This is a genomic window from Pseudomonas gozinkensis, assembly GCF_014863585.1.
Classification (GTDB): domain Bacteria; phylum Pseudomonadota; class Gammaproteobacteria; order Pseudomonadales; family Pseudomonadaceae; genus Aquipseudomonas; species Aquipseudomonas gozinkensis.
The window spans coordinates 2,348,302-2,369,620 of sequence record NZ_CP062253.1; the positions used below are offsets into that span (position 1 = coordinate 2,348,302).

Genomic DNA, 21,319 nt, shown 5'->3' on the forward strand with positions numbered 1-21,319 from the left:
ATCCCTCTCAACGGTTTTGGTCAGGGTTCCACTGGGCGTAACGCTGGCCGCGCAGGAACTGCCACAGGCCGATGCTCATGCCCGCCAGTGTCACCAGCAGGAATGCCGCAAGGCGGAACGGTTTGGGCAAGCGGTGTTGCGAATCCAGCAGTCCGGCAATGGCGATGGCGTAGCCGATCAGTTGCGCGATCAGGCTCAGGCGATAGAAACCGTGCTCTTCCCACAACCAGAAATTGCTCAACAGCAGCGGCAGCAACAGGATCGGCGCCAGGCGGCGGATCAACTTGTGGCTGATCAACGCAATCGAATACAGCCCGTGCCTGAACGGATTGAGCAGTTCGCTGCGTTGCGCCAGGCTTTGCAGCCCGCCGACGGTGACCCGCTGGCGACGGCGGAATTGCTTGTCGGCTTCGTCCACGCCGTGGTCGATCACTTGCGCTTCGGGCACGTAGACGATGCGTTTGAATTTCACCGGGGCGCAGGTGCTGATGAAGAAATCATCGTTGACCTCCGCCGGTACGTTCTCGAACAGTTCCCGGCGCAGGGCGAGCAGGGCGCCGTCGGCGGAGACCATGCAACCGGTGCGATTCTCGACCCGGCGCAACCAGCCCTCGTAGTGCCGGTAGAGACTGTCGCCGACACTCAAACCACCGCCAGTGACCGGAATCACCATGTGCCCGGCGCAGGCGCCAACCTGCGGATCGCTCAGGGGCGCCAGCAGGTAGCCGAGGGTTTCCCGCGACCATTGGTTGTCGGCGTCGGTGAACACCAGAATGTCGCCGGTGGCCAGTGCTACGCCGGCATTCAGCGTGGCAGCCTTGCCCTGGCGGGGCAGGTCGAGCACGGTGATTCGCGGGTCGACGACCTTGTGCGCGCAGGCCACGGTGTCGTCGGTGGAACCGTCGCTGGCCAGAATGATTTGCAGGGTCGCCGGCTGATAATCCTGGGACAGCAACGAGCGCAGCTTGTGTTCGATATGTCGCGACTCGTTATGGGCGGCGATGACGATGCTGATGTTCAGCGGCGGTGCCGGGCTGTGGCGCCACGCCGGAAACAACGGCGCGAGCAGCGTCAGCAGCAGCGGGTAGCCGACATAGGCGTACACCGGCAACAGCAGGCACAGCCAGAAAATGAATTCAGCCACGGGCAGGCCTCCTGGCGTTCCAATGACACAGACTGAGAATGAATGCGGCGCCCGCCAGGTGCAGGCGCACCCAGTGCAGGCCCCACAGTTGCAGGGTGAAACCTAGGTCGTGTTGCTGGCGGCTCTGGCGCACGCTGAGCACCAGCCCCGGTATCAGCGTCAGCATCACCATGACTGCGGCGTGATGGGGAAAGCCGTCGAGCAGGGCGGAAATCGCCAGGAAATCCAGAATCCAGACGATGATCGACAGCATCGGAAACCGCAGCAGGCGCAGGCTGAAGCCGTGACTGCGCAGCAGTTGCAGGTGACTGCCCTGGCGCCACAATTCCTTGCCCATCCATTCGCGCCAGTTCATTTCGTAACCCCAGTGCAGGGCCACGCTTTCGTTGACCGAAAGCAACTGGGCGCCCCGTTCGCGCAAGCGCAGGGTGAACTCTTTGTCTTCGCCGGTGCGCAGGGTTTCGTTGAAGCCGCCGACCTTGTCGAACCAAGGCCTGCGCATCAGCAGGTTGGCGCTGGGCAGCCAGTCGACCACATGGGCGGCGTGGTTCGTCGGGCGCAGGGTCCGGCGTTGCCATGCGGTGGCGTACCACGGCGCGGCGGCGGGCGTGTGCAGGTCCAGACCGAACACGTCGGCCTGGCCTTCGGCTTCGAGGGCGAACAATCCCGTGAGCCAGTCTTCGGGCATTTCGATGTCGGCGTCGATAAACGCCAGCCATTCACCGGTGGCGATGGCCGTGCCGCGATTGCGCAGCGCGCCGATCAGCAGGCCCGGCATCACCAGCACATGGGCGCCGAACTGTCGGGCGATCTGCGGGCCGTCGTCGCTGGAACCGTTGTCGACCACGATCAGCTCGCACTCGACATTTGCCGCGTGGGCGGCTTTCTGCGCGGCCAGCAGGGTTCGGCCAATGTGTCGGGCTTCGTTGTACATCGGGATGACGATGCTGATCCGGCTCATGCTTTGGCCTCCGTCATCGGTGCCTGCTCGGCTTTCAGGCGCAGGACGCTGGTCAGCGCGAGCATGATCCACAGGTATTTCTGGTTCGGCGCGCTGAGGAACATCAGGAACAGCGTCAGCGACAGGAAACTCACCCCGAGATGGGTCATCAGATCCGCCTGTTGCCAGTTGCGCCGCAGCATCCATTCCTTGCGCGCACGCATCAGGTTGTACAGGCCAAGCGCGAGCATACCGACGAACATCAAACCGGCGGGAACCCCCAGTTCGCTGAAGATTTCCAGGTAGGTGTTGTGCGCCCGGCGGTACAGGTCGCCGATTTTGCGGTTGGCGGAAAACGCCTTGGCGTAGCCGGTGGTGGCGTAGTGCAGCGGGAAGGTGCCGGGGCCGGAACCGAGCAGCGGGTTTTCGCGGATCATCTGGCTGCCGACCACGATGTACGAGGCGCGGCGGCCGAGGGATTCGTCGTTGTGCCCCTTGGCGCCGGCGCTCAGGACGCTGAGGGACTGGATGCGCGCGATGTAGCCGGCAGGCATCGCATAGATCGCCAGCGGAATCACGATCGCCGCGCCGAGCATGGCAAAGCCGAGATGACGAGGACGAATCCGCGCCAGTTGCGCGCGGTAGTGCCAGCAACCGATCACCAGACTCAAGGCCAGCACCACCAGCCCGGAGCGCGATTCGGTCTTGGTCATGCCGCCGAGCAACAGCAGGCAGCAACCGCCCCAGAACAGCCGATGCAACAGGTTCGGGCTGCGGATCACCAGCAGCAGCCCCAACGGAATGGCGAAAGCGATCAGCAGGGCGAAGGCGTTGGGGTCTTCGAGCAGGCCGGCGGCGCGGCCCTGATCCTGGAACTTGGTGGAGAACATGGCCATGGCGCAGGTCATGCTGACGGCCAGGGTTACCAGCCGGGCGAACAGGTCGAGGTTCAGCTCGCGGCCGATCAGCAGAGTGATGACAAACAGAATCAGGCCGACACTGATTTCCCGCAGGTGGCCGAGCGACATGCCCATGTCATCGGTGTTGAGCAGGCTCAGAAAGTACAGCGCCATAAAGGCGATCAGAAAGCGCCAGATATTGCTGCGCAGGCGATCCGAGGGAATCTGGTGCATCGCCAGTTGCAGCATCAGGATCACCGCCAGCGAAGCACCGATCAGTTTGCTGCCGGACAGTGAGCTGTCCTTGAAGAAGCCCTCGAACGGCACCAGGGCGGCAATGCCGAGCAGGCCCCAGGTCGGTTTGCGGTACAGCACCGCGAATCCCACCAGACCGAGCACTGCGCCCGGTGCGAGGTAGGGCCAGGGGCTGGCCAAAAGAGCGATGCAGACCAGGCCCAGCAGACTGACGATCGAGAGCGGGAAAATCATGCGCGTGCCTCCCGTGCCGTGCGGATGTACAGCTGCGACCAGCGTTCGGCCAGGGCCTTGAGGTCGTAGCGGTCCTGTTGCGTGCGTTTTGCGTTGTCGCGCAGTTGCCGCGCCAGGCCAGGCTCGGACAGCAACGTGTCGAGCTGGCGGGCCAGGGCAGCGCTGTCGGTGGGGGCGGCGAGCAAGCCGTTGTGGCGGTTCTCCAGCACATCGGGAATTCCGCCGACGCCGAATGCCACCACCGGTACCCCGGCCTGCATCGCTTCGAGCAGAATCATCGGCGTGCCTTCGGTGCGCGAGCTGATCACCAGCGCATCGAGTTGCTGCCACCAGTGCCGCATGTCGGTCTGGTAACCCGGCAAGCGGATGCGTTGCTGCAAACCGGCGGCGTCGATCCGCGCCTGCAAGTCTTCGCGTTCCGGGCCGTCGCCGAGCATCACCGCGTCAAGTTGCGGGTGCTGGTGACACAGCGGGATCAGCGCGTCGAGAAACAGGTCCGGGCCTTTCTCACTGCTCAAACGCCCGACGTAACCGGCGAGCCAGCGTTGCCGGGGCGCATCGCAAAGCAGCGCGACGGCTGCCGGCAAACCGTTGGGGATCACCTGCAACTTCTCCGCGCGTACGCTGGCCTGGCGATGCAACACCGCGATGCTTTCGGCGACACACACCACCCGATCCACCGACGCCGTGCGGCACAGTTGCAGGCTCAGCCAGGTGTAGAACTTCTGCTTGCGGCTGCGCGGGGTGAAACCGTGTTGGGTAATCACCAGCGGCAGGCGCAACAGCGTGGCGCCGACCCAGCCGAACAACAGGCCTTTGAAATTGTGCGTGTTGATCAATGGCCGTTCACTGCGCCGCTGACGCAAGTGCCGCAGCAGGGCAGCGAGCCCTGCGCAGCCTTGCGCATCGACGCCGGCCTGGCGAAAGCGCGCGATCAATTCCGGCGGCGCATCGAGGAACAGCACCTGGTGCTGCCCCGGTGTCGCCAGGCAATGATCGAGCAACATCCGCTCGGCCCCATAGAAGCCACCGCTGCTGAGCAAGTGCATGATCGGCAGGGCGGCATTCGGGGAGGACGGCGTGTTCAATTGCGCACCCAGTGCACGAAGCTTGGCACCGTCCAGTTCCTGTGCGGGTTGCTCGGTTGCGCGTTCTGATCGTTGATCACCAGCAGCACCGGCAGGCCCAGTTCGTGGCTGATTTGCGCCGGATGTTTGAAGCGGTGATCGAAGAACTCACGCACGTAGACCAGCGCAATCGCCAGCAGCAGACCGGTAAACAGCCCGAACGGAATGATCAGCATCGGTTTGGGGAACGCTGCTTCGGTCGGCTCGAACGGTGGGCTCAACACCCGGGCGTTGGACAGGTCATCGCTCAGCGAGCGGGTGGTGCTGCTTTCGGCGAAACGCTGGGCGTAGGTCGAGAAAGCAGCGTGCATGGCATCGATTTCGGTGTCCATCTGCCGCAGCTTGCTCTGGGTTTGCTGCAGCTCGTGGATGCGGTTCTTGAACTCGGCGATGCGCGCGGTTTTCTGATCGATCACCTGCTGGACCACCGCCAGATCGTTGGTGCGTTCCTGGATGCGGTTGCTCACGACCTTGAGGAACTGCTGACGGGTACGGGCAATCTGCTCGCGGGTCAGCAGCATCGGCTCGCTGCCGGGCTGGAACACGGCCAGATCGTTCATGTAGCGGCTGACTTGCGTGGTCAGTTGCTCGCCCATCTGTTTGATTTCCCGGTCCTCGAACGCCACGTTGTCGACCGTGGTGGTGAAGGTGTAGGGGAAGGTGTAGTCGTTGAGTTTGTTGTTACTGGCGGCGGCCAGCGCGGTTTTCAGGTACTCGAGCCAGCGCTGGCTTTGCAGCAGGCGGTCGCGGTACAGGTTCAGCGCCTGCTCTTCGGTGTTGATCGCGTTCAGGCGGAAAGTGATTTCCTCCTTCGGATCCGACGCGCCGACACTTTCCAGCAGTGCCTGGCGATTGGCTTCCAGTCCATCGAGGCGCACCTGATACAGGTGTTTCTTGGTTTCGTAGAAGGACTGCGGCAGGTCGATCGATTGCAGCGCCTGACGGCTCACCAGATAGTTCTGCAACAGGGCGGCGACGAAAGTCGTGCCTTGATGCGGGTCCGGGAAGCTGTAGACGATCGAGATCACGTTGGAGCCGGGCAGGGTCTCGATCTTCAGGCTGTCCATGGCTTGCTGGGTCAGCGCATCAAGTGCGGTGTCGCGCACCGGATCGGTTTCAAGCCCGAGGGTGTTGCGCACCGGGTTGATCACGTACTGGCGCAGCGGCGAGCTGATGTAGCGCTTGAACGGCTCGCTCACCAGTTTGTTGAACAGGCCGGGCGAAGGGGTGTATTCGCCCTTGTCGCGCAGTTCGCTGATGGTCTGACGGATCAGCGCCGGCGAGCGCAGGATGTTGCTCTCGGTTTCCATGTCCGCCAGCGACGGCGGGATGAAGGTGGCGTTGTCCACGGTCAGCGACGTGGTGGCGTCGCCCTGTGAAAGCTTTTTCGACTGCACGATCACCTGAGCGGTGATATCGAAGCTCTGTTTGAGCAGCAGCGGCAGCACCAGCGCGATCACCGCAAAGATCAGGAAGACCCGTTTCACCAGTTGCTTGTTGGCGAAGAAGATCCTGAAGAACTCATGCAGGTAGTTTTCCTTTGGATTCATGATCGGTCACCTGAGAGTCAGTTGTTGTTGCTGTCTTTGTTGTCGACGCGATAGCCGAAGCTGAAGCCCACGCCCTGGAACAGCACCACGTCGGCCAGTTGCCTCGCGAGCTCGCCGGCGCTGGCCAGTTTGGTTTTGGGCACGTACAGCATGTCGTCCGGTTGCAGGTAGGCGATTTGCGGCGCCTCGCCCGACAACGCTTTCTCGACGTCGTAACGCACGGCCTGCACCTGATTGCCGTTGCGCCGCATGATCACCACCGAATCGAGCCGCGCCTTGACGTTGGTGCCGCGGGCCAGGGTCAGCGCCTCCAGCACCGACACCGGCCGGCGGATCGGGTAGGAGCCCGGCTGGCCGACTTCACCCAGCACGTAGATCTCGTTGCCGGCGGTGGACTTGAGCAGCACGTCCACGGTCATCCTTCCCGGCAGTTGCGCGTACTTCTTGTTGAGGAAGGTTTCGAGCTGGTTGACGGTCATGCCTTGCAGCGGCACCGCGCCGATTTCCGGGAAGCTCGCGTAGCCGTCGGTGCCGACGGTGATTTCGCGGCTCATGCCGGTGGCCGGGTGGTTGAGGGCGTTTTTCAGGTTCTGCTCGTTGGTCAGCGGGCTGATGATCTGCACCGTCAACTGATTGCGGTTGGGCTGGAACAGTTGTTTGCGCTGATAGGCGCGCTGGATTTCCTGGCGCGCTTCTTCGCTGGTCAGCCCGGCGATTTTCACCGAGGTGTTGGCGCCCGGCAGTTCGATGGTGCCGTCCGGCAGCACCAACTGGTTGCCGTTGAGCTGGCTGGCAGCGGTGAAGTTCAGGCCGATCTGGTCACCCGACTGCACGCGGTAGGCATCCGAGCCGCTGGTGCTGATGTGGAAGATCACGTCCAGCACATCCTGCGGGCGCAGGGTCTGCTCGATCTTCGGCATGTCGGTGGCCTGGGCGTTGGCCGGGGTAGCGGTGAGAATGTTCACCGGCATGTTCTGGGTTTCGGAAGTGCTGGAGCAACCTGCGAGCGGCAGCAACAGCAGCACGAGCATTTTGGCGTTCATGGCGACATCCTTCGCGGTTGCTTACAGGTTTTTGTAGAGCCATTTGGGCATGTAGTACTTGCGCCGGTTGAACACACTGCCGACCACTTTCGCCCCGGCCTGGGTCAAGCGCTGCACGGCTGCTTGCGCGACTTCCCAGCGGGTGTCTTCGGCGCGTACCACGAACACCACGCCGTCGACCTGAGTGCTGATGACCAGTGTGTCGGCGGCCGAATACACCGCGTCGCCGTCGATCACCACAAAGCGGTACTGGCTGCCCAGTTGATCGAGCAACGGGCTCAGGCGCTCGGCGGTCAGGTGCTCCAGGGTGCGGATCGGCCGGCCGTTGGGCAGCACATGGAACGGCAGGCTCGACACCTGCACCACGCAGTCCTGCAACAGCGGCGGGTTGTCCGGGTTGAACAGCAGGTCGCGCAGGCCGCGTTCCTTGCTCAGGTTCAGTTGCTGGGTCAGGTTGCTCGCCGACTGGCTGGCGTCGACATAGAGCACCTGGCCGCTGCTCATCTGCGCCAGTTGACTGGCCAGCGCCAGGGCACTGGTGGTGGTGCCGGCGCCGGGGTTGGCGGCGGTCAGGAACAGGATCCGCAGATCCAGGTCCAGCACGGTCGAGGTCAGGTTCGACTCGCTGGGGCTGGCAATGCTCAGGCTTTTGTTGGTTGAACCGTCCATTAGCTTGCTCCGTGGCCGCTGAATACTTTGAAGGGGGTTTTCAACAGAATCTTCAGATCAAGCAGAAGGCTCTGCTCGGCGATGTAGCTGAGGTCCAACTCAACGCGCTGGTCGAAGTCGATGTTGCTGCGTCCGGAGATCTGCCACAGGCCGGTCATGCCGGGGTAGATCGCCAGACGGGCGAGGTGACTGTCCTTGTAGCGGTAGGCGTTGAACGAGGTCGGGCGAGGGCCGACCAGGCGCATGTCGCCGGTCACCACGTTGATCAGATTGGGCAGTTCATCGAGGCTGGTGCGCCGCAGGAAGCCGCCGATCCCGGTGATGCGCGGGTCCTGGTCGATCTTGAAGTCGATGGCGTCGGCACCATGCTTGTTCAGGTGGCGCAGCGACTCCTTGAGCTCTTCGGCGTTGGCGACCATGGTCCGGAATTTGTACATGCCGAACTTGCGCCCGCGATAACCGGTGCGTTTCTGCACGAACATCACCGGGCCTTTGCTGGTGAACTTGATGGCCAGCGCCAGACCGATCAGCAGCGGCGAAATCATCAGCAGGATCATCAGTGCGCCGAGACAGGCGACCACCCGGTTGGTGCGCGACAGCTGCCACGGCCGGCCACCTTCGCGACCGGTCACCCAGCCCTGGCCCTGGCGATGGATCGCCGCGTCGAGGCGCATTCGCTGTTCCGGATCCATGCGTTTGTCCCGCACCAATTGTTGGATCGGTACACCTTTCTCATGTCCAGTCATGGAGTCCTCCGCTGATGGTCAGCCGCGAGCGGCGCGTGGGCGATAGGCAGTGGGGTAGTAATCGCGGAACCAGGCGATGAATCGCCCCAGTCCCTCATCCAGCTCGATCCGGGGCTGGAACCCGGTGGCCTGGGCCAGATCGCTGGCCTCGGCGCAGGTATTGAGTACGTCGCCCGGCTGCAGCGGCAGCAGCTCGACCACGGCGGTCTGGCCGAGGTGTTTTTCCAGCAGGGCGAGGTAGGTTTTCAGCGCCACCGGGTGCTGGCCGCCGATGTTGAACAGGCGCCACGGGGCCATGCTGCTGGCCGGATCGGGTTGTTCGCGGTCCCACTCGGGATTGGCCCGGGGAGCGCGTTCGATCAGACGCGCGATGCTTTCGACGATGTCGTCGATGTAGGTGAAATCGCGCTGATGTTCGCCGTAGTTGAACAGCTTCAGCGGCGAGCCCTCGCTGATGGCCTTGGCGAACTGGATCGGCGACATGTCCGGCCGGCCCCAGGGCCCATACACCGTGAAAAACCGCAGCCCGGTGCAGGCGATGCCGAACAGGTGGCTGTAACTGTGGGCCATCAACTCATTGGCTTTCTTGGTCGCGGCGTACAGCGACAGCGGATGATTGACGCCGTCCTGCACCGAGTACGGTGTGCGCTGGTTGGCGCCGTACACCGAACTGGACGAGGCGTAGATCAGGTGCTCGACCGGGTGCCGGCGGCAGCACTCCAGAATGTTCAGAAAACCGTCGAGGTTGCTGTCCAGATAAGCCCGTGGATTCTCCAGCGAATAACGCACCCCGGCCTGTGCCGCGAGATGGACCACGACTTGCGGCCGTTCACGGGCGAACAACGCTTCCAGAGCCGACGCATCCGCCAGATCAATCGTTGCGAGCTGGAAATCACCGACCTGGTCGCGCACCCAGTCCACCCGATCGTGCTTGAGCTGCGGATCGTAGTAGCCGTTGAAATTGTCCAGACCGATCACCTGATGCCCGTCGCGCACCAGCCGCAGCACGCAATGAGCACCAATGAACCCGGCCGCACCGGTGACGAGGATTTTCATGGGCGCAACCCGTCAGGCGCGATGTGCCGCAGACCGATGCCGCTGTAGTGCAGGCCGGCGGCTGCGACTTGTTCCGGGTTGTAGAGGTTGCGACCGTCGATGATGACTTTCGAGCGCAACTTGTTCGCCAGCAGCTCGAAATCCACCACGCGGAAATTCTTCCACTCGGTGCAGATCACCAGTGCGTCGGCGTCTTCAAGAGTGTCGTCGCGGGTGGCGCACAGGTGCAGGTCATTGCGGTAACCGTAAAGGCGCCGGCACTCGGACATGGCTTCCGGATCGTAGGCCTGCACGCTGGCGCCTTCGGCCCAGAGTGCATCCATCAGATAACGGCTGGGGGCCTCGCGCATGTCATCGGTGTTCGGCTTGAACGCCAGGCCCCAGATCGCAATGGACTTGCCGGCCAGGCCCTGAGGGAATTGCGCCTTCAGCTTGCTGAACAGGATGTGCCGCTGGCTGTCGTTGACGTCGGTGACGCTGCGCAGCAGTTTCAGCGGCATGCCGTTGTGTTCGGCGGTGTGCAGCAGGGCGCGCAGGTCCTTGGGAAAGCATGAGCCACCGAAGCCGCAGCCCGGGTAGATGAAGTGATAGCCGATGCGCGGGTCGGAGCCGATGCCCTTGCGCACCGCTTCGATGTCGGCACCGAGCAGTTCGGTGAGGTTGGCCAGCTCGTTCATGAAGCTGATGCGGGTGGCGAGCATCGCGTTGGCCGCGTACTTGGTCAGCTCGGCACTGCGGTTGTCCATGAACATCAGTTTTTCGTGATTGCGGCAGAACGGCGCGTACAGCTCGCTCATCTGCTCGCGGGCCAGGTCGTCGCGGGTGCCGACGATGATCCGGTCCGGACGCATGCAGTCGGCGAGGGCGCTGCCTTCCTTGAGAAATTCCGGGTTGGACACCACTCGCACCGCCAGGCCGCTCTTGCCACGCCGCTGCAGTTCTTCTTCGGCGGTGTGCAGCACCTGATCCGCCGTGCCGACCGGCACCGTGGATTTGATGATCAGCGTGCGATCGTCCTCCATGAAGCTGGCGATCTGCCGCGCCACGTTGAGCACATGGCTGAGGTCGGCGGAGCCGTCTTCGTCGGCCGGCGTGCCCACGGCGATGAAGATCAGTGCGGCATGTTCCACCGCATCGCTGGCCTGGGTGCTGAACAACAAACGCCCGGCCTTGATGTTTTCTTCCAAAGTTGCCGAAAGACCCGGTTCGCTAATAGGCGGTACTGCCTGTTGCAGTTGTTTAATCTTGTTCGGGTCAATATCGACGCACAATACGCGATGTCCGACATCGGCAAGTGCGGCTGCTTGTATCAGGCCAACATAGCCCGTACCAAATACGCTCACGTCCATATTGGCGTGCCTCGTAAGACGGTGATGAAAGATCAAAATGGAACTGTCAAAAGGGGTATAGCGCAGCGTGGGGAAAGCATGTCAGCAAAATGACATGTTGCAGGTGTATAACACCCCCAGATTTGGGGGCGAATGGCCATCAAGTGCTTGCTGTAGATGGATTTGTCCCGTCCTTGACATGTTTTTCACATTTCAAAGAAAACGATGGACGGTCACGGACCGCGAAACTCAAGGGTTTTAACGACTTGGGTGTGTCAGATTTGAGTCAATGTTTTTTTGACGCTTTTGCTCAATGTCCGACATTTCTTGCGCTTTGATGGCCCGGTGCTAGTGTCAGAAATTGACCGACAAACGATTGACCGTGCCTTGTCGGACGCACCGCGGAATCGCCATGTTTCGATATTTGAAAGAACTGCTTTTAGTTATTTATCTACTGCTTTATTCCGATTATTACCTTGAACGTTTAAGCGCCATGGGAGTCGGTCCGGCAGTACTTCTTTTTGGCGCGATGTTTTTGGCGCTTACTTTCGCATTATTACTAACGGCCTATATACGTCAGACTTTCATTCGCCACTTGTTCGCATTGGCGATGTTTGTTTCGGCGGTATTTTTCGATGTGTATACGCGGGTCACCGCTGATTACCTGACCTACAGCAGTTTCGTCTCGCTGGTGTACTCCGGCGGCTTCATCCAGGAAGCGGCGTATCAGTACCGGGGGGCGATCATCCATGGGCTGCTCAACGGGTTGCTGCTGTTGTTCGGGATCGGTCTCAAGCCACGACACGCGATCCCGGTGCCCAATGCCTTGCGGATCGCTGCACCCTTGTGCGGTGTGTTGCTGCTCAGCGCGGTGTTGTTCGTGCGCGCCGGCGAGGGCGCGCGCGGGTTGCCGATCATGTACACGCCGCTGGCCTATCTGAACCTGTTCGGCTACGAAGCGCTGCATAACACCGTCGGCCCGCGTGAGCCGGTAACCCTGGCGCGCAATGGCCCGGCGGTCGGCCACGACATCGTGCTGATCATCGACGAGAGCATTTCCGGCAATTACCTGGACATCAACGCGCCGTTCGGCGTGCACAGCAACCTCAAGCAGGCCCGTCCGGGCGTCGAGATCTTCAATTACGGCTACGCGGCGTCCATCGCCAATTGCAGCGCCGACACCAACATCACCCTGCGCTACGGCGGCACGCGCGCCGACTACATGCGGATCAACAGCACGCTGCCGTCGATCTGGCAGTACGCCAAAAAGGCCGGCCTGCGCACGGTCTACATCGACGCCCAGCGCACCGGCGGCAACCTGCAGAACCTGATGAACGATGCCGAGAAAAAGGACATCGACGAGTTCGTGCAGTTTGATCAGACCAGCGTGCGCGACCGCGACATGGCCGCCGCCGCCAAGCTGATCGAACTGCTCAACGACGACCAGCCGGAGCTGGTGCTGATCAACAAGGTCGGCGCGCATTTCCCGGTGCACGACAAATACCCGGACGCCTTCATGGCTTACCGCCCGACCTTGCCCCGCGGGCAGTTCACGGAAGTCGCCGACACCGGTGAGCGAACCGGCTTCAACGGCCAGCCGGATGACTGGGTGCTGTATCGCAACGCCTACAAGAACACCGTGCTGTGGAACGTCGGCGAGTTCTTCTCGCGGGTGTTTGCCCAGGCCAACCTGAACAACGCGCTGCTGATCTACACCTCCGACCACGGCCAGGACCTGCACGAACGCGGCAATCCGGGACTGAACACCCACTGCGGCGGCGATCCGGTGGAGGAAGAAGGGCTGGTGCCGCTGGTGGTGATTCAGGGCGATCAATTGCAGACGCTCGACTGGTCGGCGCAACTGGCGGCGAACAAGGACCGCTCCAGTCACTACAACATTTTCCCGACACTCTTGCAGTTGATGGGCTACGACCTGCCGGGGATCGAAGCGGTGTACGGCAAACCGCTGAGCGTGGCGACGGCGGATGAATTCACCTTCAACTACCGCTTCAACGCGCGGCTGGGGGCCAAGCCCGAGTGGAAACACATCGACCTGAACAGCATCGTCACGCCGGGTGAGGCGCCGACGAGTGTGGCGGTGGGGCAATGATTTATTGGTTGTCCTGGTTGGCCTCATCGCGAGCAAGCTCGCTCCCACATTTGGAATGCAGTTCCCAGTGGGAGCGAGCTTGCTCGCGATGAGGGCGGATCAAACACAGCAGAGTTCAGATCCATTCTTGGTATCCGCTATCCTTGCCCGACACGGATCGATCGGATGGCGGCATGCTCCAGGTTCAAAACGTCTTCAAAAGCTACCTCACCCCGCAAGGCCCGTTGCCGGTGCTGCAAGGCATCGACCTGACGCTCAAGCCCGGCAGCAGCCTGGCGCTGATGGGCGAGTCGGGCAGCGGCAAGAGCACGCTGTTGCACCTGATCGCCGGGCTCGACAAAGTCGACAGCGGCAGCATCAGCAGCGGCGAACATCGGCTGGACCGGATGAGCGAGGCGCAACTGGCCAATTGGCGGCGCAGCGAAATCGGTCTGGTGTTTCAGCAGTACAACCTGATCGGCAGCCTGAGGATCGAGGACAATCTGGCGTTTCAGGCGCGGCTGGCCGGGCGGCATGACCCGCGCTGGCAGCATCATCTGGTGCAGCGTCTGGGGTTGGGCGAATTGCTCAAACGCTATCCCGAACAACTCTCCGGCGGCCAGCAACAGCGGGTCGCGCTCGGTCGGGCGCTGGCCGCGCAACCGAAACTGCTGCTGGCCGACGAGCCCACCGGCAGCCTCGACGAAGCCACCAGCGATGAAGTGCTGCGACTGTTGCTGGAATTGCTCGATGACACCCCGACCACCTTGCTGATGGTCACCCACAGTCAACGCGTGGCGGCGCGGCTGGCGGAGCGCGTGGTGCTGTCCAGCGGTCGGTTGACGTGAAGGTTTTCCGCCACGCGCTGATGGCGCTGCTCAGCCATTGGCGGCGCCATCCGGTGCAGTTTTTCAGCGTGCTGACCGGGTTGTGGCTGGCCACCAGTCTGTTGACCGGGGTCGAAGCGCTCAACAGTCAGGCGCGGGACAGTTATGCCCGGGCCAGCCAGTTGATCGGCGGCGAACCCCAGGCCAGCCTCAGTACGCCGAATGGCGCGGCGTTCCCGCAACAATGGTTCGTTGACCTGCGGCGTCTGGGCTGGCCGGTGTCGCCGGTGCTGCAAGGGCGCCTGATTCTCAAAGGCCAAGAAAATCAGCGTCTGCAATTGATGGGCATCGAGCCCGTGTCCTTGCCCGGCGACAGCGCGGTGGCCGGGCAGGCTATGCCGATTGAACGCGTTGTCGAATTCTTCACCCCGCCGGGCAGCACCTGGATTTCTCCCGAGACGTTGCGGGCGCTGAACCTCGTCGAGGGCGCGACCCCGGCCACCGAAACCGGCCAGACGTTGCCACCGCTGCGCGCGCAAACCGACATGGTCCCCGGCGTGCTGCTGGTGGACATTGGCGTCGCTCAGCGCGTGCTCGAACAGCCCGATCAACTGTCGCGACTGCTGCTGCCGAAGGATTTTCACGCCGAGGTGCCGGCCGCGTTCAAAGGCCAGTTGCAGCTCAAGAGCAGTGGCGAGGAAAACAACCTTGCGCGACTGACCGAAAGCTTCCACCTCAACCTCGATGCGCTCGGGTTTCTCTCGTTCATCGTCGGTTTGTTTATCGTCCACGCGGCTATCGGTCTGGCGCTGGAACAGCGCCGGGGATTGCTGCGCACCTTGCGAGCCTGTGGAGTCAGCGCGCGAATGTTGATCGCTTGCCTGATCGTCGAGCTCGGCGCACTGGCGTTAATCGGCGGGTTGTTCGGCGTGGTCAGCGGTTACTGGCTGGCGAGCGTGCTGTTGCCGGACGTCGCCGCCAGCCTGCGCGGTTTGTACGGCGCGGAAGTGGCGGGGCAGTTGCGCCTGAGTCCTTGGTGGTGGTTCAGCGGCATCGGTTTGAGCCTGCTTGGCGCGTTACTGGCCGGGGCAAACAGTCTGCTTCGGGCCGCGCGACTGCCATTGCTGGCGGTGGCAGATCCGCAGGCCTGGCATCAGCAACATGCGCGCTGGTTGCGGCGTCAGGGTTGGGTCGCGGGTATCTGTGCAGTGATTGCGATTGCGGCGCTGGTGTGGGGCAACAGCCTCGCCAGCGGGTTTGTGTTGATGGCGGGGCTGTTGCTCGGCGCCGCGCTGGCGTTGCCGGTGTTGCTCAGCGCGCTGCTCAACGGTTTGCTCGGGCGCAGCCGCTCGGTGCTCGGGCAGTGGTTTCTAGCCGATTGCCGCCAGCAATTGCCGGCGCTGAGCCTGGCGTTGATGGCGCTGCTGCTGGCGATGGCGGCGAACATCGGCGCCGGCAGCATGACCGCGGGTTTCCGCCAGACCTTCAACGACTGGCTCGAACAACGGCTCACCGCCGAGCTTTACCTGAGCCCGAGCAACCCGGCTCAGGCGCGAGAGCTGTACACCTGGCTCAAACAACAACCGAACGTCACCGCGATCATGCCCAACTGGCAGGTTTCAGTGACGCTGCAAGGCTGGCCGGCGGATGTGTTCGGGATCATCGATCATCCGCACTATCGCCAGCACTGGCCGTTGCTCGAATCTCGAGGAGACGACCCGTGGGCGGCGCTGGCCAAGGACGATGCGGTGATGCTCAGCGAACAACTGGCGCGTCGCTTGAAAGTGACGCCGGGCGATCACCTGACGATTCCCACGCCAGGCGGATCGTGGTCGCCGCGTATCGTCGGGATCTACGCCGACTACGGCAATCCCAAGGGCCATGTGCTGGTCAACAGCAATCACCTGTTGCGCGGTTGGCCGCAGCTGACGCCAAACCGCTTCAACCTGCGCATCGACCCGTCGAACATCCCGGCGCTACTCACGGCCTTGCAGACACGCTTCCAGCTCGACGACAGCCGCATCGTCGATCAGGCGCGGCTCAAGGGCTGGTCGGTGCAAGTCTTCGAGCGCACCTTCGCCGCGACCGCCGCGCTGAACAGCCTGACGTTGGCCGTCGCCGGTGTGGCGCTGTTCATCAGCCTGCTGACCCAGAGCCAGAGCCGTCTCGGTCAGCTTGCACCGCTGTGGGCCCTGGGCGTGACGCGACGGCAGTTGATGTTGCTCAACCTCGGGCAAACGTGGCTTCTGGCGCTGCTGACGCTGGTGCTGGCCTTGCCGTTGGGCATCGGCCTGGCGTGGTGTCTGGACGCGGTGATCAACGTTCAGGCCTTCGGCTGGCGTCTGCCGCTGCGGGTGTTTCCATTGCAGTTGCTGCAACTGATGGGGCTGGCGCTGCTGGCGACGTTGCTGGCCTCGGCGTGGCCGCTGTATTCGCTGTACCGCACGCAACCGGCGGACTTGTTGAGGACGTTTGCCCATGAGGACTAGGTTTGCGGTGGTGTTTTTGGTGTTGTTGCTCAGTGGTTGTGACAACCCCACAGCGGAGCAGAAAGGTTTCGCCGGGATGGGGTCTCAGGCGCAGGCGTTTACGCCAGTGGTGCCGGGGCGGGTGTTCAGCTTCCCGGCGGATCACGGTGCCCATGACGGTTTTCGTATCGAATGGTGGTACGTGACGGCCAATCTGAAGGATGCGCAGGGCAACGATTTCGGCGTGCAGTGGACGTTGTTTCGCAGCGCTCTGAGCGCCTCGCCGCAGCAGCCGGGCTGGGCCAACCAGACGATCTGGCTCGGGCATGCGGCGGTGACTTCGGCCAGCGTCCACCACGCCGCCGAGCGTTACGCCCGTGGCGGCGTCGGGCAGGCAGGCGTGCGTGCAGCGCCGTTCGAGGCGTGGATCGATGACTGGCGTTTCGTCAGTCAGGCGAGCGATCCACTGGCCGACCTGCAACTCAGCGCCCGGGACAAGAACTTCAGCTACCAACTGCGCCTGACCTCCAGCCGCCCGCTGGTGCTGCAGGGCGACAAGGGTTTCAGCCAGAAATCCGAACAGGGCCAGGCGTCGTATTACTACAGCCAACCGTTTTTCCAGGCCAGCGGCACCCTGCAGATCGATGGCCAGACCTACACCGTCAACGGCCCGGCCTGGCTTGATCGCGAGTGGAGCAGCCAGCCACTGACCGCCAACCAGACGGGCTGGGACTGGTTCTCCCTGCATCTGGACAGCGGCGAACACGTCATGCTGTACCGCATGCGTCAGAAGGAAGGGGCGCCGTACCTCACCGGCACGTGGATTGCCGCCGATGGCCAGACCGAAACCCTGCACGCCGACCAGATCAAGCTGACCCCGCAGGGCACTGCAAAAGTCGCCGGCCGTTCGATGCCGGTGCGCTGGTCGATCGGCATTGCGGAAAAAAACCTGCAGATCACCCTCGATGCAATCAACCCAGACGCCTGGATGAACCTGCGCATTCCGTATTGGGAAGGGCCGGTGCGCCTGAGCGGCAATCGGAGCGGGCAGGGTTATCTGGAGATGACCGGGTACTGATTGACCCGGATCGAGGAGCAACCGCCGATCAGCGTCTATGCTCCTTGGCACGCCCGGTGCCGAGACCGATTCGGCGCCGGGTGCTGCCATCCATCACAGGGAAAGTACCGCTTATGAAGCTCCAAGCACTGACGCACGCCATTGCACTTGCCACTGTTCTGTCCGCTTCCACTGCGTTCGCTGCCGATATTCCGTTGTCGGCGGCTGTCGAGAAGGATCAGGTCACCACCAAAGTGCTGGCAGTTGATCCGACCAATCATCAGGTTGTCCTTGAAGGCGAAGAAGGTCGCCAGGTGCACGTTCAGCTTAGCGACAAGGCGAAAAACCTCGGCAACCTGAAGGTTGGCGATCAAGTTCAGATCGAGGTGACACGTTCGGTCGCGGCTTTCCTCGACACCGACGTGGATAAAGGTCTGCCAGGCTCCACCGAGCGTACCGGTGAGCTGCGCAACGCCGTGGGCAGCAGCAACCCCGGTGGCGAGGCCTTCCGCCAGGTTCAGGTGCAACTGAAAATCACCAAAATTGATTTGGCGAAAAACCAGGTGACCCTGGAAAACCCGTCCGGCCAGTCGAAAACCCTCAACGTCGAAAAGCCTGAGATTCAGGCCAAACTGAAAAACCTGAAAGTCGGACAGAGCGTCGTGGTCACTTACACCGATGTATTAAAAGTGACCAGTCAGCATGAAAGTTGAGTATTGACTCTACAGAATGACTGTTCTTGTACAAGTAATGGTATGAGAGCAGTCATATAAAATGTTCGAGTCGGATAATTCTGAAAGTTTGTCGGGAAATATCGGTCATCAATATCCGTTAACTTTTTAGTACATAAATTTCATCTTCAATTAGCACGACATATCCGCCAACTTCCATTAAAATCCCTCCCGTTCGCCCAGTGTCAGGGCTCTTTACCGGTGCATGGATTGCCAGGCCATTACACTGGGCGAACACCTCCCCGGAGTGGAGGCATAAGAATTCAGATGCAAAAAGGGCGACTTTGAAGTCGCCCTTTTTTATTGTCTTACTATTTTGCAGGTCGCATGCCTTGTTGTAACTGAAGGCGCTTGAGCGTTCCCTGATACATGGTGGTGCGGCGGTGTTGTGTGCCGTATCCACCGATCGCGGCCACGGTGCCGGCCTGGATGTGATCCAGGTAACGGAAGATCGTCCGCGGCGAGAGGCATTTGATGCCGTAGCCAAGGTTGCTTAAACGATCCTGCAGCGTGTATCCCGGGACCCGGTCGTCCATCGAAAAATGCAGTCCGTGAGCCTTGATCAACCGTGCATTCCACAAGGTACAGAAGCTTTTCAGGTGAGTTTCCCGGTAGGGTTTCGGATCTCTGGACGGCAACCCCAAGTGCTGTTTTGCCCGGCGGAAATAGTGTTTGAAGTAACGCGAAGACAAGCGCCAGGTGTCTCTAAGGACGCCGCGATCTAATTGCTCGACGCAACCTACCGCTGCTGTATCCAAAGATTGCATGCACTCATTCATCATCATCGAAAAGACAGTGCTGTCAAAAACGAAAGTGTCGGTGTGCAGCAAAAACAGGTAATCGGTTTCAACTTTCGCAAGTGCCAGATCAAGTGCCTTGCCATGAGCAATATGTCCCGCTTCCTTGCCGGGTGAGGGGCGCTCGATCAAGTTGATCCAGTCCAGAGACCGCAAGTAGATCAGGCTTTCATCGGCGGAATCGTTGTCCACCACCCACACCGGAATTTGATGCTCCTTGACGTACTGCTGGAGAAACTCCAGGCACATCCGGGTTATTTCCGGCGTCTTGTAATTGACCAATACAAGACTGAAGGCGGGCAGTTGTTTAGAGGTGGAATCGATCGCACTCATGGTCCGGGCTCACTTCAAGTTGAAGGGTTCTGCTGACGGCAATCAGCACACAGAACCGCTGCTTTGTGGCCCGGATGGTAGGGACGCAACCTTAGTTGAAGCTTAATTTCCGAGCGCCCGGGCCGGGCGACTTGTTACGGCTTGCGACACTGGCGAGGCGCTTGGCGATCAAGCGCGGTTCCACGGTAAGATGCGCCGCCCTTTAAAGCTCAAGGAAGACAACGGCCCGCGCCGTTCGCCACGGATGAAACCACTTTCCCTCTACCACCCGGCCCTTTACTGGCTGCGCGTGCGGCAAAAAAGACTGTTCCGCCACATCGCCTGGCACTGCTCGAGCAAACGCTACGCGCAGCCTGCCACGACCTCAGAGCGCTTGCCTTACCGCTACCTCAAACACACCTCAAAACTGATCCGCAAACTCGGCGACTCCGACCTTGCGCTGCAACACAACAAAGTCATCAACCTCAAACTTGCCGTCGCTGCCATCGACGGCGTCACCATCGCCCCCGGCGAATATTTCTCCTTCTGCCGCTTCGTCGGCCGCCCGACTCGCCAACGCGGCTACGTCGAAGGCATGGAACTCTCCTTCGGCGAAGCCCGCACCGGCATCGGCGGCGGCATCTGCCAACTCAGCAACCTCATCCACTGGATGGCCATTCACTCACCCCTGATCGTCATCGAACGCGCCAACCACAGCTTCGACCCCTTCCCGGACGACGGCCGCGTCCTGCCATTCGGCTCCGGCGCGGCGATCTTCTACAACTACATCGACCTGGTACTGCACAACCCGACGGATCGCAGCTTTCAGCTGAAGTTGAAGGTGGGGGAGACGCAGTTGGAGGGGGAGTTGTTGTGTGATCGGGAGCGGGCTTATCGGTATCACGTGTTCGAGGTGGGGCATCGGTTTGTGCGGGAGGGGGAGCGGGTGTACCGGGAGAATGAGATTTGGCGGGAGGTGAGGGAGAAGGGGCAGATGGGGGCGTTGGTGGAGAGGGAGCGGTTGTATGGGAATCGGGTGATGGTTAAGTATGAGGTGGGGGAACAAGTCATCGAAAGGCAGCAGTAGGTTGTATTTCTTGCCTTAGGGTTTCCAGCGTGTGACGAGAATAACGCAATTACAGGTTTCGGTAGGGATATGTTTCGCCGCATAGGTGAAACGTATCGTCCAGATAATAAACTCCAGAAATTGAGTTTATTACCAGTTCTAGCTTTCCCTTTGATGGGAATAGCAAATAGAACAGCTCAAAGAATAAATAGTCTTTGATGAGGGTTGCTGCTACGTCTGGGCGGTTTCTTATCAGGGTTGAAAGTGGCGGGTAATTGCAATCTCGTAATTCGGGGATGTCGGCGTAGCCTTGTTTGTTATCGTCTTGTATGCATTCGGCGATGAATGCATTTGTCAGCACGTGGAATTGCTCGGGAAGCTCGTGAATTTTTATTGATAAAGTATATTTTTTGGCATTGTTGGAGAGAGGTTCACCGAAGCCAAGGCTGCGGTAGGTTACAGAGGCTGGGTCAATAATTTTGTTTTCTGATTTGAAGATCATGATTATTTAATCGCTGGAGGGAGTGAAGTCGATGCTGTATGTACGCAATCATGGTCGTCTACATAAATTAAGAAGCTAAGGGCCGTATTGGTTATCCAGAATGGAAAGCCAGTCGTTTCTGAAAGCAATATTTTCAGATCGGATGATGACTGAAGCGTCCAAGCATGGATTTGGTTGTCGAGGACGATTAATGTTGGTTTTTCAGATGGGTATAGGAGATCGACCTTTTTCCAAAAGTCTGGGTCGTGTTGTTTTGTTACGGATTTTAGATTGAAGGGGTCAAGGGCTTTTGTGTTGGAGTAAAAGAAGCAGGTTTTTATGTCTGAGATTGTTTTTTCTAATTCATTGTCTTTGAGTTGTTGGTTTTTTAGATGGTTTGTTTCAAGTGCTGATGTGATTTCTTTTTCCAAGTAACTCATCGAGGTTTCCTTTTGTTTTACAGAAAAAATAAAAATAGATCAGTTTCATTTGGTTGGGAG

At 60.7% G+C, this 21,319-nt stretch carries 19 protein-coding genes; 6 read left to right on the forward strand and 13 right to left on the reverse strand.

Annotation, left to right across the window (positions count from 1 at the left end; genetic code table 11):
* Nucleotides 1-7 precede the first annotated feature (7 nt).
* The 10 genes from IHQ43_RS10505 to IHQ43_RS10550 are packed head-to-tail and all read right to left on the reverse strand — an operon-like array spanning nt 8 to nt 11,012.
* Complete coding sequence (locus tag IHQ43_RS10505) at nt 8-1,144, reverse strand: glycosyltransferase (RefSeq protein ID WP_192564271.1); 1,137 nt, start codon at nt 1,142-1,144, stop codon at nt 8-10.
* The gene (locus IHQ43_RS10510; RefSeq protein WP_192564272.1) at nt 1,137-2,105 is read right to left on the reverse strand and encodes a glycosyltransferase; all 969 of its coding nucleotides are present in this window, start codon (nt 2,103-2,105) and stop codon (nt 1,137-1,139) included. Before IHQ43_RS10510 ends, IHQ43_RS10505 begins: the two co-directional genes overlap by 8 nt.
* Nucleotides 2,102-3,472: an O-antigen ligase family protein gene (locus IHQ43_RS10515; RefSeq protein ID WP_192564273.1), complete on the reverse strand. Its 1,371-nt coding sequence runs from the start codon at nt 3,470-3,472 to the stop codon at nt 2,102-2,104. Before IHQ43_RS10515 ends, IHQ43_RS10510 begins: the two co-directional genes overlap by 4 nt.
* Nucleotides 3,469-4,560: a glycosyltransferase family 4 protein gene (locus tag IHQ43_RS10520; RefSeq protein ID WP_192564274.1), complete on the reverse strand. Its 1,092-nt coding sequence runs from the start codon at nt 4,558-4,560 to the stop codon at nt 3,469-3,471. The genes IHQ43_RS10515 and IHQ43_RS10520 overlap by 4 nt, the downstream gene beginning before the upstream one ends.
* Nucleotides 4,557-6,149: a GumC family protein gene (locus IHQ43_RS10525; protein ID WP_192564275.1), complete on the reverse strand. Its 1,593-nt coding sequence runs from the start codon at nt 6,147-6,149 to the stop codon at nt 4,557-4,559. Before IHQ43_RS10525 ends, IHQ43_RS10520 begins: the two co-directional genes overlap by 4 nt.
* Before the next feature lie 17 nt (nt 6,150-6,166).
* Nucleotides 6,167-7,192 carry a polysaccharide biosynthesis/export family protein gene (locus tag IHQ43_RS10530; protein WP_192564276.1) on the reverse strand — a complete coding sequence of 342 codons (1,026 nt, stop codon included), beginning with the start codon at nt 7,190-7,192 and terminating at the stop codon, nt 6,167-6,169.
* Nucleotides 7,193-7,213: 21 nt separating this feature from the next.
* Nucleotides 7,214-7,861, reverse strand: coding sequence for a CpsD/CapB family tyrosine-protein kinase (locus IHQ43_RS10535; RefSeq protein ID WP_192564277.1), 648 nt, complete (start codon nt 7,859-7,861; stop codon nt 7,214-7,216).
* Nucleotides 7,861-8,607, reverse strand: a complete 747-nt coding sequence (locus IHQ43_RS10540; RefSeq protein WP_179695618.1) for a sugar transferase — start codon at nt 8,605-8,607, stop codon at nt 7,861-7,863. Before IHQ43_RS10540 ends, IHQ43_RS10535 begins: the two co-directional genes overlap by 1 nt.
* Nucleotides 8,608-8,625: 18 nt before the next feature.
* A complete protein-coding gene (locus tag IHQ43_RS10545; protein ID WP_192564278.1) occupies nt 8,626-9,663 on the reverse strand; it encodes an NAD-dependent epimerase in 1,038 nt (345 codons plus the stop codon).
* Nucleotides 9,660-11,012, reverse strand: a complete 1,353-nt coding sequence (locus IHQ43_RS10550) for a UDP-glucose dehydrogenase family protein (RefSeq protein WP_192564279.1) — start codon at nt 11,010-11,012, stop codon at nt 9,660-9,662. The genes IHQ43_RS10545 and IHQ43_RS10550 overlap by 4 nt, the downstream gene beginning before the upstream one ends.
* Nucleotides 11,013-11,403: 391 nt before the next feature.
* On the opposite strand from IHQ43_RS10550, the gene IHQ43_RS10555 reads away from it, so the two are divergent.
* The 5 genes from IHQ43_RS10555 (at nt 11,404) to IHQ43_RS10575 (ending at nt 18,145) form a co-directional block, all read left to right on the forward strand.
* A complete protein-coding gene (locus tag IHQ43_RS10555) occupies nt 11,404-13,101 on the forward strand; it encodes a sulfatase-like hydrolase/transferase (RefSeq protein ID WP_192564280.1) in 1,698 nt (565 codons plus the stop codon).
* 173 nt (nt 13,102-13,274) lie between these two features.
* On the forward strand, nt 13,275-13,928 hold the full coding sequence (locus IHQ43_RS10560) for an ABC transporter ATP-binding protein (RefSeq protein WP_192564281.1): 654 nt from the start codon (nt 13,275-13,277) through the stop codon (nt 13,926-13,928).
* A complete protein-coding gene (locus IHQ43_RS10565; protein WP_192564282.1) occupies nt 13,925-16,396 on the forward strand; it encodes an ABC transporter permease in 2,472 nt (823 codons plus the stop codon). Before IHQ43_RS10560 ends, IHQ43_RS10565 begins: the two co-directional genes overlap by 4 nt.
* Nucleotides 16,386-17,453 (forward strand): lipocalin-like domain-containing protein, encoded by a 1,068-nt coding sequence (locus tag IHQ43_RS10570; protein WP_192564283.1) that lies wholly within the window; start codon nt 16,386-16,388, stop codon nt 17,451-17,453. Before IHQ43_RS10565 ends, IHQ43_RS10570 begins: the two co-directional genes overlap by 11 nt.
* A gap of 113 nt (nt 17,454-17,566) precedes the next feature.
* Nucleotides 17,567-18,145, forward strand: a complete 579-nt coding sequence (locus tag IHQ43_RS10575) for a hypothetical protein (RefSeq protein WP_192564284.1) — start codon at nt 17,567-17,569, stop codon at nt 18,143-18,145.
* A 329-nt stretch (nt 18,146-18,474) separates the two neighbouring features.
* On the opposite strand, the gene IHQ43_RS10580 is transcribed toward IHQ43_RS10575, so the two are convergent.
* Nucleotides 18,475-19,293, reverse strand: coding sequence for a glycosyltransferase family 2 protein (locus tag IHQ43_RS10580; RefSeq protein WP_192564285.1), 819 nt, complete (start codon nt 19,291-19,293; stop codon nt 18,475-18,477).
* Between the two features lie 244 nt (nt 19,294-19,537).
* On the opposite strand from IHQ43_RS10580, the gene IHQ43_RS10585 reads away from it, so the two are divergent.
* On the forward strand, nt 19,538-20,359 hold the full coding sequence (locus IHQ43_RS10585) for a VanW family protein (protein WP_192564971.1): 822 nt from the start codon (nt 19,538-19,540) through the stop codon (nt 20,357-20,359).
* A 49-nt stretch (nt 20,360-20,408) separates the two neighbouring features.
* Here the strand turns inward: IHQ43_RS10585 and IHQ43_RS10590 are convergent, their stop codons facing one another.
* Nucleotides 20,409-20,840: a hypothetical protein gene (locus tag IHQ43_RS10590; RefSeq protein ID WP_192564286.1), complete on the reverse strand. Its 432-nt coding sequence runs from the start codon at nt 20,838-20,840 to the stop codon at nt 20,409-20,411.
* 2 nt (nt 20,841-20,842) lie between these two features.
* Nucleotides 20,843-21,259 (reverse strand): hypothetical protein, encoded by a 417-nt coding sequence (locus tag IHQ43_RS10595; protein ID WP_192564287.1) that lies wholly within the window; start codon nt 21,257-21,259, stop codon nt 20,843-20,845.
* Between the last annotated feature and the right edge of the window lie 60 nt (nt 21,260-21,319).